This window comes from Mesorhizobium sp. L-8-3, assembly GCF_016756615.1.
Classification (GTDB): domain Bacteria; phylum Pseudomonadota; class Alphaproteobacteria; order Rhizobiales; family Rhizobiaceae.
Map to the genome: position 1 here is coordinate 7,006,835 of NZ_AP023262.1, position 15,235 is coordinate 7,022,069.

11 protein-coding genes and 3 pseudogenes are annotated in these 15,235 nt (G+C 65.4%); 2 read left to right on the top strand and 12 right to left on the bottom strand.

What is annotated here, in order from left to right; all coding sequences use genetic code 11:
• Nucleotides 1–25: 25 nt before the first annotated feature.
• Together JN302_RS32535 and JN302_RS32540 are read left to right on the top strand one after the other, a co-directional pair.
• Nucleotides 26–181 (top strand): annotated as a pseudogene (locus tag JN302_RS32535) (tyrosine-type recombinase/integrase); the annotation flags it as partial.
• The gene (locus JN302_RS32540; RefSeq protein ID WP_244672974.1) at nt 178–1,032 is read left to right on the top strand and encodes a tyrosine-type recombinase/integrase; all 855 of its coding nucleotides are present in this window, start codon (nt 178–180) and stop codon (nt 1,030–1,032) included. The pseudogene JN302_RS32535 and the gene JN302_RS32540, both read left to right, overlap by 4 nt.
• A gap of 279 nt (nt 1,033–1,311) precedes the next feature.
• Here JN302_RS32540 and JN302_RS32545 read toward each other — a convergent pair whose 3' ends face one another.
• From JN302_RS32545 to JN302_RS32595, 12 genes and pseudogenes are all read right to left on the bottom strand, one after another.
• A complete protein-coding gene (locus JN302_RS32545) occupies nt 1,312–1,887 on the bottom strand; it encodes a hypothetical protein (protein WP_244846072.1) in 576 nt (191 codons plus the stop codon).
• Nucleotides 1,888–2,492: 605 nt separating this feature from the next.
• A pseudogene (locus JN302_RS32550) lies at nt 2,493–2,696 on the bottom strand (cold-shock protein); the annotation flags it as partial.
• 356 nt (nt 2,697–3,052) lie between these two features.
• The gene (locus JN302_RS32555) at nt 3,053–4,705 is read right to left on the bottom strand and encodes an MFS transporter (RefSeq protein WP_096453949.1); all 1,653 of its coding nucleotides are present in this window, start codon (nt 4,703–4,705) and stop codon (nt 3,053–3,055) included.
• Nucleotides 4,706–5,110: 405 nt separating this feature from the next.
• A complete protein-coding gene (gene fni, locus JN302_RS32560) occupies nt 5,111–6,166 on the bottom strand; it encodes a type 2 isopentenyl-diphosphate Delta-isomerase (RefSeq protein ID WP_010913998.1) in 1,056 nt (351 codons plus the stop codon).
• Nucleotides 6,167–6,250: 84 nt separating this feature from the next.
• Nucleotides 6,251–7,153, bottom strand: a complete 903-nt coding sequence (locus tag JN302_RS32565) for a terpene synthase family protein (protein ID WP_096453947.1) — start codon at nt 7,151–7,153, stop codon at nt 6,251–6,253.
• Complete coding sequence (locus tag JN302_RS32570) at nt 7,150–8,700, bottom strand: hypothetical protein (protein ID WP_010913996.1); 1,551 nt, start codon at nt 8,698–8,700, stop codon at nt 7,150–7,152. The genes JN302_RS32565 and JN302_RS32570 overlap by 4 nt, the downstream gene beginning before the upstream one ends.
• 310 nt (nt 8,701–9,010) lie before the next feature.
• Nucleotides 9,011–9,976 (bottom strand): polyprenyl synthetase family protein, encoded by a 966-nt coding sequence (locus JN302_RS32575; RefSeq protein ID WP_202327574.1) that lies wholly within the window; start codon nt 9,974–9,976, stop codon nt 9,011–9,013.
• Between the two features lie 124 nt (nt 9,977–10,100).
• Entirely contained in the window at nt 10,101–11,444 is a 1,344-nt protein-coding gene (locus tag JN302_RS32580; RefSeq protein ID WP_006329090.1) for a cytochrome P450, read from the bottom strand.
• The gene (locus tag JN302_RS32585; RefSeq protein ID WP_027033417.1) at nt 11,444–12,268 is read right to left on the bottom strand and encodes an SDR family oxidoreductase; all 825 of its coding nucleotides are present in this window, start codon (nt 12,266–12,268) and stop codon (nt 11,444–11,446) included. Before JN302_RS32585 ends, JN302_RS32580 begins: the two co-directional genes overlap by 1 nt.
• An 18-nt stretch (nt 12,269–12,286) precedes the next feature.
• A pseudogene (locus JN302_RS39840) lies at nt 12,287–12,568 on the bottom strand (ferredoxin); the annotation flags it as partial.
• Nucleotide 12,569: 1 nt separating this feature from the next.
• Complete coding sequence (locus JN302_RS32590; RefSeq protein ID WP_010913993.1) at nt 12,570–13,859, bottom strand: cytochrome P450; 1,290 nt, start codon at nt 13,857–13,859, stop codon at nt 12,570–12,572.
• Between the two features lie 94 nt (nt 13,860–13,953).
• Nucleotides 13,954–15,156, bottom strand: a complete 1,203-nt coding sequence (locus JN302_RS32595) for a cytochrome P450 (protein ID WP_010913992.1) — start codon at nt 15,154–15,156, stop codon at nt 13,954–13,956.
• Nucleotides 15,157–15,235: the final 79 nt, after the last annotated feature.

The window sequence follows — 15,235 nt, forward strand, 5'->3', positions numbered from 1 at the left end:
GCACAGGGCATGCCCAGTGCAACTGCGTGCGGGCGAAGATGTCGAGCGGGAACTGCCGGTCCTCTCGACCTTTCTCGGCCACGCCAATGTTCGCGACACCTACTGGTATCTATCCGCCGCGCCGGAGCTAATGACCCATGCCGCGCGACTGCTGGATGAGCGGTGGGAGGTTCGCTCATGAGTGCCTCGAACGATCTGGCCGTGCTGATCGAGCGGTGGTTCACCGATCGGCTCATGCGACATCGAGGCGTAAGCTCCAACACCATCGCCTCCTATCGCGACACCTTCCGGCTCCTGTTTGCATTCGCGCAGACACGCCTTGGCAGGTCTCCGTCGCAGTTGACACTGCGGGATTTGGACGCGCCTTTCATCGGTGCATTCCTGGAGGACCTTGAGACACTGCGATCCGCCTCAGTGAGGACCCGGAACCTCCGCCTCACGGCCATTCGGTCTTTCTTCAGATATGCGTCGTTCGAGGAGCCGGCCCATAGCGCCCAGATTCAACGCGTGCTCGCGATCCCGAGCAAGCGATGCGACAAGCGACAGCTTCAGTTTCTCACCAGGCCCGAGATTGAAGCGATCCTGGCCTGTCCGGATCGCAGCACATGGCTGGGACGGCGTGATCACACTCTGCTGTTGCTGGCCGCGCAAACGGGGTTGCGGGTCTCGGAGATCATCGATCTCGACCGGGACTCGGTGATGCTGGGGCACGGTGCCCACGTGCGATGCGTTGGCAAGGGCCGCAAGGAGCGAAGTACGCCGCTCACCAAGGTTGCACAGCAAGCCCTTCGGGGCTGGCTCAACGAGCCCAGGAAGCGGGGCGCAACGGCTCTCTTTCCGAACACGCACGGCGGCAAGCTGAGCGCCGACGGCGTGCAGGCGCTGCTGAACAAATACCCAAATAGAAGGGCGTCTCAAACCAAAAGGCACGGACATCAAACGCCATCAGAGCCTCGCCGCTACCCCCGTGGCGGAAGGTTGCGTACAGACTTGCCGCACAGAACCCCAAGGCGAGTGAGCACGCGATGCTAATGGCTATGTTGGGGGACGTCGTTTTTGTAGAAGACATTGTTCCATGGCCGAATTAGCCGTGCTGATGCTGCGCTTGCTTCAGACACCGAACCGAGGTCGCGATGCCGACGCTCGACAGATCGATGCCGCAGCGGGTGGTGCGATGCTTGCATCGCGCCACCCGGCAGACGTGGATTTTGAAAGTTTCACTAAGCAGCTACGTCGACGGCCAGGGAATTGGAAACAGCAAGGCCGTGAACGGAATTCGGGAGAGGAAGCGTTACTGCCATGGCCGAGACCTCAACGGCCGGTGCGATCTCTGCTTCTCCTAGCCTCCATTAGATCCTCTCGGGCGTGATTGTAGGAGTGGCTTATGTCCCGGCCGACTTGACCACCCCGCTGCAGCTGTTCGTGGGAGGTTTGCGGGCCAACTGTATCACGGACTGCAGCCCCAATACCTGCTATGTGGGCGTCCAGATCCGCACTGCGTTCCTCTGCTGCATGCCGCGGAGGAAGCATCTGCGGCAAGATGTCTTGCATGCCGGGAATTGAGTGAGCTTGGCCCTGTTGATTTGGATCTAACTGGTGATACATCGCGTACATAGCATTGGATGCTGTCGACCTGACGTGGCCATCCGGATCGGTAGCCAATTCAGCGGCCTGATCAAAAATGCGAGCTTTATTTTCAGCGTTAAACTTGCTGAAGTTTTGCGCAGCGTAAAGCGCTCCGATAGCTTGCGAAGGTGGATCCATGTTGCCAATGCGATTAACAATACTATCTTGTGTCTCTGGCCGAAGGTAATGAGACACATTACTGACTGCTCTGAATTGCTCCAATGCTACTTCATCCGAGGTGTGTCCCAACCCGGCAGTCAATTTATCTCCCAGATCGACGGCTGATCGTCCAAGCTGATTGGTCCGCGTTTCAAACTTCGCGAGGTCAGTTTCTGGCTCGGTTCGAGTGCCCCGAACGGCTATGCGCTCTCGCCTCCCGAGTTCTTTGAAGGTCCCAAGATTTCGCGCTGTATCGCGCGGGTTTAGCGCTTACCAGCCGTTCTGCAACATCGGTCAATGGTCCGTATGGAAGGTCACGGAGGGTACTGCGATTCCCCACGTCTTGGGATGAACTTGCAGCTGCGCGTGCCCGTTTGTTATCGCGATCCATTGCTCGGCCTCCAAAGTCGTTAAGTTACCCAATCAGGGTACCACCGACGCTTGACCTGCTAAACCGATATGAGGTTACAGTTGTAGTCTGGCAGAAGCTTCTCCCAACTCTGGGATACGCCGAGAGCCGTAACCGGGGCAGATTTCCGGGCGGAAGGGGTTTGCGGCGAGAGCGTTCGTGATTCACCGTTTGCGTGACGCATCAGGATCGTCTCGTAAAAGAGAGTCCGTCGCGATACGCCCCGCGAATGACGATGGTACCTTCGGCTTGACTTATCCTTCGCGCTCTGCGGGTCCGACGAGAAAATCAGCCTACCCTTGCTGAGACTACCTGCGGAGGACTTGCCGCTACGGCGGTCCTGCTCGATCTCGTACTTGATCTTCTGCCCATCAACGAGGTTTGAAAGTCCAGCCCGTTCTACAGCTGGAGTATGGGCGAAAACGTCCTGACCGCCGTCATCGGGCTGGATTAAGCCAAAACCTTTGGTGCTGTTGAACCACTTCACTGTTCCGGTCGCCATATCTGTGTATTCCTCTGTGGCCAGTGCGAACCAGACGGGCCGTGAAGCCGATCCTGTTCATATTTCGTAGAGTTAAACCCAGCAAAAACCAGAATTACCCACCTCGGGGTTGCGGCGCGAAAAGCCATTGCTCTGTTTGGGAACGCACCGAACAGGTGCCGGTGAGCTTGAGCGCAACGCGCTGCAAGACGCTCGAGTGCCGAGGAATCTCTCCGACAAGGATACGTCTGAGCCGCCCAGTATGCCGGCTCGGCAACCACTCGAATGGATCGAAGCCGATCTGCAAAACGGATGGTGAGAGCGGTGGCTCGTTTCCAACCCATCCTGTCTCACCAGCGCGGACGCCTGGACGGATGTCAACGCCGGAAAAAGAACCGCATCGATTGGTCCCGCTTGCGGCCAGCTCCAGTCGGCCGCTCGATCGCAAGCGTGGTTCGAGGAGGAAGCTCTCCCAGGTGCAATGCGAGGAGACGCTGGTCCAACTCCTTGTCGGCTGCCGTAAGGCGGTGGTTCAGGCGAAGGTAGTCCATCCAGGTCGGGGTGCGGAAGGTTTCTGTCCAACGCGAAGGCTGCTGGAGGTCGCGCTGGAGATTCCAGTGTCGCGCACCAACGCCGCTTTGTACTCGCCGCCGTTCCCGCATCTGCTCCAGGAACGCTTCGACATTTGCTTCGGGTATTGAATATTCGATCTTGGCGACGATCGGCCCGCTTCGGGGCTTCAAATCCAGGGCAACCTGAGGCGTTTCGAAGCCAAGAGGAGCCTGATCGGAATCTTTCCATTGACGGATGGGCAGCAGGAAGCCGGTGCCAGCGACCAGCAGCAGCGCGCCACCTGAAAGCTCCAGAGCCGAGCTCAGCGAATAGCTCTCGGCCACCGTACCCCACAGCCAGCTGCCAGCCGCGATGCCGCCGGATGAAAGGGCGTAATAGATCGAGAGCGTGCGACCAACGACCCACCTTGGACTCGCCAACTGGACGCTTACGTCCAGCCCGGTCCAGGTCACGACCCAGCCCGCGCCGCCGAGCGCCAGCGCGATAGCCGCCACCGCCACCGAGGGGGTGAAAGCAAGCGATAGACAACAAGCCGCACAGGCGATGCACGACAGTGTCGTCAAACGTTCCTGGGACAGCCTCCGTCTCAGAATGTTGTTGCAGATGCCGGCGAACAAGGCGCCGGTCCCGAAGCCGGCCATCAGGATGCCGTAAACGACTGGCCCTCCCCCCAGCTGATCGCGGGCGACGAGAGGCAAGAGCGCTAGTATAGAGATGCTCGTCAGCCCAAAGAGGGCACCGCGGGCAATTGCTGCCTTGATTTCGGATGACAGGGCAGTGAAGCGCGCTCCGTCATGGATCGCCGTGGTCAATGGTTCACTCGGCAGCGGTGACGGGCGAACTTGCCATTTGCAGCGCCCTATGGTCCACAGCAGCATCAGATATGTAAGCGTCGCCACTGCGAAAGCCGTCAAAGGGCCAAAGGAAGCAACGACGACTCCACCGAGAGCGGGACCGATGCTTCGGACGGCGTTATATCCGACCGAAATAAGCGTGACGGCGGCCGGAACATCGCGCTTTCGCAGGATATCGCCAACCGACGCGTGCCAGGCGGGGTCGGTGAAAGCGGCGCCTACTCCGGCCAAACAGCTGAATGCAAGAACCATCCATGGATTGAAAATTCCGAGACCTGCAAGAACAGTCAGCATCGTCGAGGACGATGCTATCACGCACCAGCCAGCGAACATGAGATTGCGGCGGCTGTAATTGTCCGCTAGGGCGCCGGCGATAATTGACAGGAGGAATGTGGGCAAGGTTGTCGAAGCCTGCACCAAGGCGACCATCACATCCGATGTCGAAATGGTCGCCATCAGCCAACTGATGGCAACCATTTGAATCAGCCACCCTAGACTGGATACCTGTGTGGCAATCCAGATCGGACGGAAAGTTGAATTCTCGAGCGGCGCGAACGTTGCCGATGACACCGGATTAACTTCTTCACGCGCCACCCCGCTCATTGGGCCGAGCCTCCCTTCGCTGCCAGTTGTATGAGATTTCTCCCCGCCCACGTGCCCATGGAGGAATGGCAGGATCAGGGCATTTTATCTGCGCAACGCAAGTTATTTTTGCCTGGCCGATGCTGTGGCAGAACCGAATGCTTCCGGTGGAGCTATCGTTCCGCTATGCGGGACGAGACCGGTTCGATCCTGTCGCTCTCGATCCCCGACCACGTTACAAGAATCGTCAGTTTGACGTTCCTTAGCGTCTCCAACCAAGCCACGTCCTGGGCATCGACTTCCCTTCTGGTGATCACGAGCTCCCGCGCATTGAACCGCCTCGCCAAGGTGGATCAGTAGTCATCTTTGGCGTAGGTATTCAGCAGCCTGCTAGGCGCCCGCCGCCACGTGCGGGCGACGCCGGCATCAACCGGCGGGCAGATGCGCCGAGGGCAACAACCGCGCCTGACGCAACGCCGCCAGATCAGCCGAGCCGGTGCAGAAGCAGGCAACGGCCAACTGGCGGATGACGATCTCGAAATGCGCGACAACCGCCTCGGTGGACACCGTCGCCGCGCGCAGCACGCCGGCCGCCTGCCCGGCGATGTCCGCGCCCAGGCGGATGGCCTTGGCCACGTCGACGCCGTCGCGGATCCCGCCCGACGCGATCAGCTTCACAGTTGGCAGCGCCCGACGTACCGCCTGCACGCTGGCCGGGGTCGGAATCCCCCAGTCGGCGAACGCCATCGCCACTGCACGGTCGGCGGCATCGCGGGCGCGCTCGCCCTCCACCGCGGCCCAACTGGTGCCGCCGGCGCCGGCGACATCGATGACCGCCACGCCCGCCTTGACGAGCGCGCAGGCCACCGAGGCGGACAGGCCCGACCCCACTTCCTTGGCCACAATCGGCACGTCCACGCTGCGCGCGGCGCGAGCGATCTGCGCCAGGACGCCGCGCCAGTCGCGGTCGCCCTCCGGCTGTACCGCTTCCTGCAGCGCATTGAGATGGACGATGAGTCCATCGGCTTCCAGCGCATCCACCGCCCGGCACGCCAGGTCCAGGCCGTCGGCCTCGCGCAGTTGCGCGGCGCCGATATTAGCCAGCAAGGGAATGTCTGGGGCCATGCGGCGCAGCGCGCGCGTCAGCCCCTGGGAGTTGCGGGATTGCAGGCTCACGCGCTGCGAACCGACGCACATGGCGATCCCCAAGGCTTGTGCTGCCTCGCTCAGATGCCGGTTGATGGCCTCGGCGCGTAGCACGCCGCCGGTCATGGAGCTGATCAGCAGCGGCGCGCGCATGGTCTTGCCCAGCAGCGAGGCGCGCAGGTCGATCTGCGTCAGGTCCAACTCGGGCAATGCGCAGTGTTCGAAACGGATGTACTCCCAGCCGGCGGCGACCGTGGCCGGCGCCGTTCGCCGATCCAGCACGATGTCCAGATGGTCGTCCTTGCGCCGGCTCGGGATGTTGTCGCTATCGCTCATGCTCGCTCCATCCGTCGCATCGGGGGACGGCGTTGCATCGGATCGGACCGACGGCAGCGCGCGCACGCAGCCGCATCCCGCCGTTCAGGCGGGCGCACGCTGGCCTCCCCCCGCAGCGTCGCTGCGGTAGCGGCTGGTCGAGGTCTGGTAGTACTGCGCGCGGATGGCCGCCATGGCCTCGATCAACGCTCCCCACGGCGCGGGAAAGCGTTCTTCCGCCATCACCCGGTGCAGCATGCGCGTATGGCCGGCCAACTCGTCGTTGAGGAACTCCACCACAGGCATAGCCGGATAGCGCTGCCGCAGCAGGATCGCCGCGTTGTCGGCCTCGCCCGCCGACCTGTCCTTGTCGCGTCCATGCAGATCGTTCTGCAGGCGCCCTATCGCGGAGATGAGCCGCAGGACCTGGCGAAACGCCGGACGCGCGCGCAAGGTCGCCATGTCCAGCCCCCACAGCAACGACAGGCAACAGAACACGTTCGTGTAGGCGATCGAATCGATGCCGTTGTGCAGGTACTCGGCGTAGGACCAGCGTTCCGCCCCTACCGCCTGCGCGTGTCCGGCGCGCAGCGCCGCGCAGTAGCACCGAGTGTCGTCGAGCAGCCGAGCATAGTCGCGACGATCGTAGGCGAGCGCGGCCAGCGAAGCGCGCAGAGCAGCGCAGCCCTCGAATCCGGGGAGCGCGCACGGCACGCCCTGCCCCAGCGCCTGCTCCACCGCGGCGAGCTCCTCCGGCGCGATCAGGCCAAGGTCGTTGCAATCGTCGAGCCAGAACAGCAGCGCCAGTTCGCGATAGAACGCCACGATCAGCGTTTCGGCCTGCGGATCGCGGCCAGTGCGGGCGCAGGTGTCGCGCAGGCTCGGGTGGATGCGCTGCAGGATGTACTGGCCGCCCCTGACCGCTTCCACGGCATGCTCGTCGGCGAACCCTGTCAGGGAACGCCCCCACTCCAGCACCTGCTGCAGCGCGCGTTCGGTCTGGATCATGGCGCCGCTCCTGCTCCCTCGGCCAGGACGCGCCGCCCCCAACGAAGCGCCAGCCACAACCCGGCGAGTTCGGCCACCCGCACGACCCGGGTGGGGCAATACAGTTCCTTGCCGATCCACAGCGCCGTCTGCGGCAATGCATGCGCCACATGGCGAGCGAGCATCCACTCCAGCGCACGCGCCACCGCCTGCGCGATGCGCCGGCGCCCTGTCGGCTCTTCGCTCCCGTCCATGACGTGCAACGCGAACAGCGCATAGGCGGTTTCCTCAAATGAGGACGCGCGACCGGCGCCCCAGCCGCCGTCATCGCGCTGCGCCTGCAGCAGCGCCGCCAGCGCGCGCTCGTCGCGCCACTGGGGCTTGCCTTGCGCCAGCGCAGCGACCGCATGCGCGGTGGGATACAGCCACGAAACGTGCCATTTTTCGTTGTCCCATAGACCGTGCGGGTTGCGATTGGCCTCGACGTAGTAGCTGGTGCCGGCGGCGGGCTTTCCCAACAGTCGCAACGCATGCAGGGCATGGATGTTGGTCGACACCGAGGCATTGCGCTCGCCGGGGAAGGTGACGAATAGCTCGCCGATTTCGAAATCGCGCAGCGCATCGACCGGCGGGTCGCGACCTGCAAGGCGCAGGACGCACAACGCAACGGAGGTGTCGTCGGCATCGGCTGCGAAGTGCAAGGCCGGGCCCAGACCGCGCACGCCCATGCGGGCGTCGAGCTGCGCGACGATCACGCGCACGGCATCGGCGAACGCGGGATGCGCGAACAGCCCGGCCAGATGCAGGGTGTACAGCGACCAGCATGGCTCGAACACATTGATCGGCCAGACGTTGGGAACGACACCTTCGATGCCGCTGCGCGTCGCCCGCGATGCCGCCTGCAGATACGCGTCGGTGCGCCCGACCTGCGGCGTGCTCCCATGTGTTACGGCGTGCGCACGCCACGCGGCGGTGGCCGCCGGACTGATGCCAATGCTGCCGTCGTCGTCGGGGCATGCGGTGGTCGGCGACGTTCCCCAGGCTTCCCAGGAGTGCAGCAACGGATGGCCGCTCGGCAACGTCGCCACCGCCCCCAACTTGACAAGGCACGCCTGCCGCAACGGCAACAGCGCCGGGTGGCGCGGAAACCCCACGCCGCCCAGCAAGGATGCGGCCTCGCCGCACAACTGCGGCAGGATCAGCTCCGCGCCGATCGGCGCGTCCTCCGGCACCGAATGCGCGTAGGGATCGGGCTGGCGCTCGAGGAACCGGGTTGCAGCCTGGACTGCGTCGGCCGCGCCGGGAAGAGGATCGGCACGCTGCAATGTCAGCAACGTCGCCCAGGTGGGCGCATGGCGGAACAGCGGGAAGTCCGCGCTTCCCCATCCGCCATCGGCCTGTTGTTGCGCGATGAGCCACGCGTATGCGTCCTGCCGATCGGTGACGTTGCCGTGGAACTGCAGAGCTCGCGCCGTGTCGTAGACGGACGGACCGACGCTGCCGCCGTCGCTCATCTCGATCAGCAGGTGGCGCAATTCGGAAAGGATCTGTTCGGACAGCGCGTTCACGCGGTATGTTCCTTCTGCAGACAGTTGACGGGAACCTGGATCGGGCAGACGCCGCGCACGTCGCCGCAGGCCCGTCGCGGCCCGGCGCACGGGCAGCGCCGGACGGCCGCCCTGCTCCGGCGCGGCGACGCGCCCCATGCTGGGGCCGGTCCGCCGCATAGGCTTGCGCGCAGCGCGCCGCGTGAGCCGCGGCTGTGCTGGGCAACCGCTGCGATCGCCGCCGCCGACTTGGACACAGTGCAGCATGCACCGCTCACGCCGGCCGATCGATCGCAGCGGCACAGGGGCGACTCCATGCGGACGGGCGCGCTCATGCGCATGGCGCGTGCTTGAACAGATACGCGTTGGCCCGTTGCAGCATCTGCGCCAACCGTTCCGCACGCGTTCCCAGCGGGGGGATGGCCTCCCCGGCGTCGCGCAACAGATCCAGCGCCAACTGGCGCGCTGCCTGCAGCCCCATGATCGACGCACAGGTCGGCTTCTGCGCCGCCGCGTCCTTGCCAGGGGTCTTGCCCAACGTCGCGGTATCCGCTGTCGCGTCGAGAATGTCGTCGACCACCTGCAACGCCAGGCCGAAACAGGCGGAGTAGCGATCGAGCGCACAGTACAGCGCAGCGTGGGCGGCATCCTCCGCGATGGCGCATAGCGCGCCCATGCGAACGGACGCGCGCACTAGTGCTCCGCTCTTCATCCGGTGCATCGCCACGATCCTGTCCAGCTCGACGTGCTTTCCTACCAGCGACAGATCCATGGCCTGCCCGCCTGCGGCACCCTCGGCGGACACCGCCTGCGCCAGTTCGCGCACGAGCGCGATACGGTTGTCGCTCGGCGCATCCAGGCTCGCCAGGGTCAGGAAGGCGTGCGCCTGCAGCGCATCGCCGACCAGGATCGCAGTGGCTTCGCCGAACTTGACGTGCACGGTCGGAAGGCCGCGGCGAAGCACGTCATCGTCCATTGCGGGCAGGTCGTCGTGGACCAGGGTACAGGCGTGCATCATCTCGATGGCGGCGCCGACATCGTCGAGCATGGGCGCCGGCGTGTCGGCCAGTGCGCCGGTAGCCAGACAGAGCAAGGCGCGGGTGCGCTTTCCGCCATGCAAGGTGGCGTAGCGCATCGCCGCCATCAGCTCGGTCTCACCGTCGTCTTCGGCGCAGAGAAGACGCGCCAGCGCCTGTTCGACCCGCCTTGCGCCGTCCTGCATCCAGATCTCCGACGGCAGCCTGCCGGATGCGCCGCGCGCCTGCGCGTCGTCGTGTAGCGTGGAATCGGTCTGCATGTCGTTCATGTCCTTGTATCTGGCACGGCCACGGCGAGCGTCCGAGCCGCCGCGGTGTTGGCGGGGTCGCACCGAGCGCGCGCGCCGAGTAGCTGCCTCGCCACACGGGGCATGCGATGCCAGCTCATGAGAATCCGATGCGGATTTTCATGGACGGATGTGCGGTCGGGAAATAGCGCCGACCTTTTTCGACGGCGCTCAGCAACCGCGGCCGCACCCCGGCCTTGTGCATGGTCAGTGCCAAGGCGATGCAGAACTGCACCATTTCCAGCCATACCAGGTGGTAACCGATGCAGACGTGTGGGCCGGTACCGAACTGCAGCATGTCCACCGGCCGGATCGGCTCCGTGCGTTGCAGCCACCGTGCCAGGCGGAACTGATCAGGCGCCTCGTGCAGCAGCGCAGAGGTCGAGAAATGCAGCAGCGGGATGCACAGAGGGGTGCCCGCAGGAATGCGCCGTTGGCCGAGTTGCAATTCCTGCAGCGCGCGACGCGGCAGGAGCGTGGTCGCCGGATGCACGCGCAGCGTCTCGCGGAACAGCGCCTCGGCGACCGGACACTGCGCCAGGTCCGCGTGCCGGGTCGGCACCGCGCCCACGCGTTGCGCCTCCTCGACCAGGGCGTCCCATAGCCCAGGCTGCCGCGCCAGCTCGATCACCATCCAGGCCATCGTCGAGGCGGTGGTGTCGTGACCGGCAAGCAGCAGCAGGCGGATATTGGCGACCAGGACGTCGTCGGAGAGCGCATCGTCGCCGCGATCGAAGGAGCTCACCATGTCATTGATCAACCCAGTGCGCGCGGCATGTGCGCGCGCGTCGCGGACGAACTGGCGCAACTGCGCGTCGATCCAGTCGCGGGCGGCGCGGCCGCGCCGCAAGGGCAGTCCAGGCAGGTCGACCGGGGGCGCGACGATCAACTGCAGCAGTTGCCGGTATTTGCGATGCCATCCCGGCAGGTCCTGCGCTGGGATTCCCATGAGGCTGAAGATGAGCTTGAGCATCAGGTCGCCGGTTTCGCGCAGGATGGTTACGTCGCCGCGGTCGCGCCACGCCTGCACCCGCGCCTGGATGACGGGCGCGAACAGGTTGCCGATGCCGGCTTGGGTCAGCCCCTTGGGCAGGAACGCCGCCTTGATCGCGTCGCGCGCCTGCCGGTGCGCGCCGCCGTCCTGGGCGACCAACGTTCCGCCAAGCAATTCGGGCGCGATCTCTTCGATCAGCGCCGAGGACACGTCCTTGTGCCGGAGCAGTGCAAACGCATCCGGATCCACGCAGGTCATCAGGTGTCCGGCAGGGCCGAAATCCAGCCAGAAGTGGCTGCCCAACGTCCGTTCCGCGCGCCGCAGCAGGCGCGGCAGGTCGCATACGATGGCGGGAAGATGTCCGACCAGGGGGAAAGCGCCGGGCACGACCGGGATGTCGTCCCGCAGCCGGTGCCGACGGTCCAGCGGGTTGAGCAGCATGTCCATCAGCAGCGCGGCCCCGCGGCCGCTTTGGCGGTGTCGCCGGCAGGCCGCGCGGCGCGGCTGTTGCCACCGTCGGCGTACGTCGGCACATGCGCCAGCATGCCGCCGTCGATGCACAGGACCTGGCCGGTGATGAACGCAGCATCGTCGGAGAGCAGGAACGCCACGAGCGCGGCCACGTCCTCGGGGCGGCCGACGCGCTGCAGGAGTTGGTGCCGGCTCAGATGCCGTTGCATGCACTCGTCCAGCTTGGCGAGGAGACGCTCGGTCATGATGAGACCCGGCGCAACCGCGTTGCAGCGGATCTGCGCATGACCGTACTGGGTGGCGAGCGAGGCCGACAGCATGTTCATCGCCGCCTTCGACGCGGCGTAGGACGTCTGCGCGGTGTCACCGCTGAGCCCCTGGCACGACGACATGTTGACGATCGCGCCACCGCCGCGGGCGATCATTCGTGGGATGGCCTGCCGGCAGCAGAGCAGCGTGCCGCGCAGATTGGTCGCCATGGTCTGATCCCAGACCGCCAGGTCCAGGTCGAGGATCGTGCGGTCGCGCGGTGTCAGATGCATGGCGCTCGCGTTGTTCACCAGCAGGTCGACCCCACCGAAGTGCCGCTCCGCCGTCTCGAACAGCGCTGCCACCGCCTGCGCATCGGCGATGTCCATGGCCAGGGCCAGCGCGTGGCCCGCTTCGGCCGCGATCTGCGCGGTGCAGGCGACGGCCGCCGAGCCATCAATGTCGGCCACCACCACTCTGCCGCCCTCGCGCGCGATGGCGAGGGCGCATGCCTTGCCGATGCCGGCGCCGGCGCCGGTCACCACGGCCACCTTGCCTTCAAACCGTCCTCCTGGGTTGCGTTGGTCTTTCGCGGCATGCCGCTCAGCCTGCGCCGGAGAAGGCGCAGGGTCGGCGCTGGCGCGCTCGCCAGCGTCGCTTTCGATGACCCGAATGGCGGCGACCGGACACTGGCTGGCCGCGAGCCGCGCGGCGGCGTGCAGCGCCTGCGGGACCGTCGCCACGCACACTTCCGCCACGCCGTCCGGTTCGCGCTGGCGAAAGGTGCCCGGCAGCGTCAGCACACACTGCCCGGTGGTTCCGCATAGATCCTGATCGATCACGACGCGCATCTCAGCCCCCCTGAGCATGCAGTCGCACCGGCAGCGCGCGGAACGTCCTGAGGAACGCGGATGGCTCCCGGGTCGGCTGCTCGGCCAATGCCAGCGTGGGGAAGCGCGCCTCGATCCGCGGCAGGCTCTCGGCCAACTGCACCCGGGCCAGTTGCGCACCGAGGCAGAAGTGGATGCCGTGGCCAAAGCTCAGCATGATCTTCCCGTCGGTCGACATGCCAGGAGTGGTGCCGTAGAACCGCGCGGGATCGAAGCGGTCGGGATCGGAGAAGGCGTCCGGGTCGCGATTGCCGGCCGCGATCAGCACGCGCACGTCCGCGTTCTTCGGGATCACCACGCCGCCCAGTTCGATGTCGCGCTGGGCGATACGCGGGATGGAGCTGAACATGGCAGGCGCGTCGCAGCGCAGGACTTCTTCGACGAATGCCTTCACCCCCACGGCGTCTCCCTGCAGCCAGTGCCGCTGTTCGGGATACGCCAGCATCGCTAGGACCGCATGGTCGATGGTCGCAGCAGTGGTGGCGAAGCCGCCCAGCAGCATGCCCCACAGCATGCTGATCAACTCCGCATCCGACAGCGTGTCGGCATCGTCGTCGTGTGCGCCGACCACCATCGACACGATGTCGTTGCGGGGATCGGTGCGCTTGCGCTGTATGAGGTCGCCGAAGTAGGCCTGCACCCTGGCGCTGGCCGCGTCCGCCTCGGCGAGCTGGGGATCGCTGGCGTGTGGGCTCAGGCCTTCCAGAATGGCGCCGATGCCGGCGGCGAGCCCGAACATGTCATCCTGGGGCATGCCGAACAGTTCGGCGAAGACCAGAATGGGCACAGCCAGCGCGAATTCCCAATGCAGGTCCACCGCCTCCCCGCGCTCCAGCGCGGGCGCCATGCCGTCCAGGCGCGCTGCGACGATGCGTGCGATGCTCGGCCGCAGGTTGTCGATCTGGCGTATGGTGAAATCGCGCGAGATCAGCCGGCGCAGACGCGTATGCGTCGGTGGTTCCTTCATCGCTAGCGTGGACGCGAGGAGATTGAGTGACAGGCTGGTCTCCGCACGCGGGAAATAGCGCGCCAGTTCGCCCGGCGCCGGTCCCCGAAACACATCGCCCGTGGCCTTGAGCGCCCAGTAGATGTCGGCGTGGCGGCTCAACAGAAAGAGGCCCGACGCCGCACGATGCACCGGATCGTGCTCGCGCAACCACCGCATGAACGTATACGGGTCTTGGATACACGCTGGCGACGCAAGTTCGGCGAAGGCGTCCCGGCATGCTGCCGTGGTTTCTTGCACGTCCATCTTGGTTACCTGTTGGCTGGCTGATCTGACCGGCGCGCGCTGGGCGCGCCGGCAAATTGCGGAGTAGATCGCGATTCCGGGCGGCGTCCGCGCGTCACCAGAGCACCGGGAACTCCTCGAACCCGCCAGTGATGATCTCCTTGCGCAACTTCAGTTCTTCGGGCGCCACGGCCAGGCGCAGCGCGGGAAAGCGCTGGAAGATCGAGCCGACCACCACCTTGAGTTCCAGCCTGGCCAGCGCCATGCCGATGCAGTAGTGCGGCCCGTGCGAAAACGTCAGGTGCGGATTTTCGTCGCGTCCGATGTCGAAGATTTCCGGGTCGTCGAAATGGCGCGGATCGAACGACGTCGCCGGCAGGCCGACCAGCACCTTGCTCTCCGCGGGAATATGCACGCCCGCGATAGTCACGTCGGTCCTCGGATAGCGCATGATGCCGTCCCAGCCCGCGCCCGGCGGGTACATGCGCAGGATTTCCTCCACCGCCTTGTCCACCAGGGATGGATCGCCGACTAGGCGTTCGCGCTGTTGCGGATGGCGGAACATGGCCAGCAGGCCGAATTCGATCTGCGCGACGGTGCTCTCGTGCCCCGCCACCAGCATGCCCGCCGCCAGGCCGATCGCCTCTTCCTCGGTCGCATTGCCCTGCTCGACCGCCGCGAGCAGATCCGTCAGCAGGTTGTCGCCCGGATCCTGGCGCTTGTCCCACATCTTGCCGCGAATGTAGGCGCGCAGTTCTTCCCAGGCCAGGCGCGACGCGCTGCGCGGGCCGCTTTCATGCTGGTGCGTCATCACTTCGTCGGACAGCCCGGCGAAAAAGGCGTGATCCTCGTAGAGCACGCCCATCAGCGCGCTGATGACCATGGCCGGCAGCGGAAAGGAGAGGTGGCGCCTCAGGTCGGCGGGCTGGGGCTGGGCCGCCAGCGTCTCGAACAACTGCGCGGCGATCGCCTCGACCTGCTGCGCGAGCACCTTCACCCTGCGGTTGCTGAAGGCCGGCGCCACGATCGTGCGTAACCGGGCATGCTCGCCCCCCTCGTGCGAGACAAGCCACCCCGGCGAACCGAGAATCACCGAATCCGGGGTGAATGCCGCCGGCGGCATTCCCGCGGGCCGGAACGCCGCGTCGGACAGCGCCGCCTTGGCCTCGTCGTAGCCTGTCACCCACCAGCCTTCGTGCCCGGACGGGAAGCGTACGTGGTGGATCGGACCGTTGGCGCGTAGCGCCAACATCTCAGGCGAGGGCTCGATGTGATCGACGCGCCACATCGGCAGCGTCGGCAAGGGTTGTTCGGACATGGTGGCACTTCACTCTCTAAGCGATGGAAGGGCGGAAGGCGCTGCGGGCAGCGAATGATTACGACGGCACGTAGACGTC

Coding starts and splice junctions, on each gene's coding strand:
- JN302_RS32540 (WP_244672974.1), top strand. CDS start 178: ATGAGTGCCTCGAACGATCTGGCCGTGCTGATCGAGCGGTGGTTCACC.
- JN302_RS32555 (WP_096453949.1), bottom strand. CDS start 4,705: ATGAGCGGGGTGGCGCGTGAAGAAGTTAATCCGGTGTCATCGGCAACG.
- fni (WP_010913998.1), bottom strand. CDS start 6,166: ATGAGCGATAGCGACAACATCCCGAGCCGGCGCAAGGACGACCATCTG.
- JN302_RS32565 (WP_096453947.1), bottom strand. CDS start 7,153: ATGATCCAGACCGAACGCGCGCTGCAGCAGGTGCTGGAGTGGGGGCGT.
- JN302_RS32575 (WP_202327574.1), bottom strand. CDS start 9,976: ATGCAGACCGATTCCACGCTACACGACGACGCGCAGGCGCGCGGCGCA.
- JN302_RS32580 (WP_006329090.1), bottom strand. CDS start 11,444: ATGGACATGCTGCTCAACCCGCTGGACCGTCGGCACCGGCTGCGGGAC.
- JN302_RS32590 (WP_010913993.1), bottom strand. CDS start 13,859: ATGGACGTGCAAGAAACCACGGCAGCATGCCGGGACGCCTTCGCCGAA.
- JN302_RS32595 (WP_010913992.1), bottom strand. CDS start 15,156: ATGTCCGAACAACCCTTGCCGACGCTGCCGATGTGGCGCGTCGATCAC.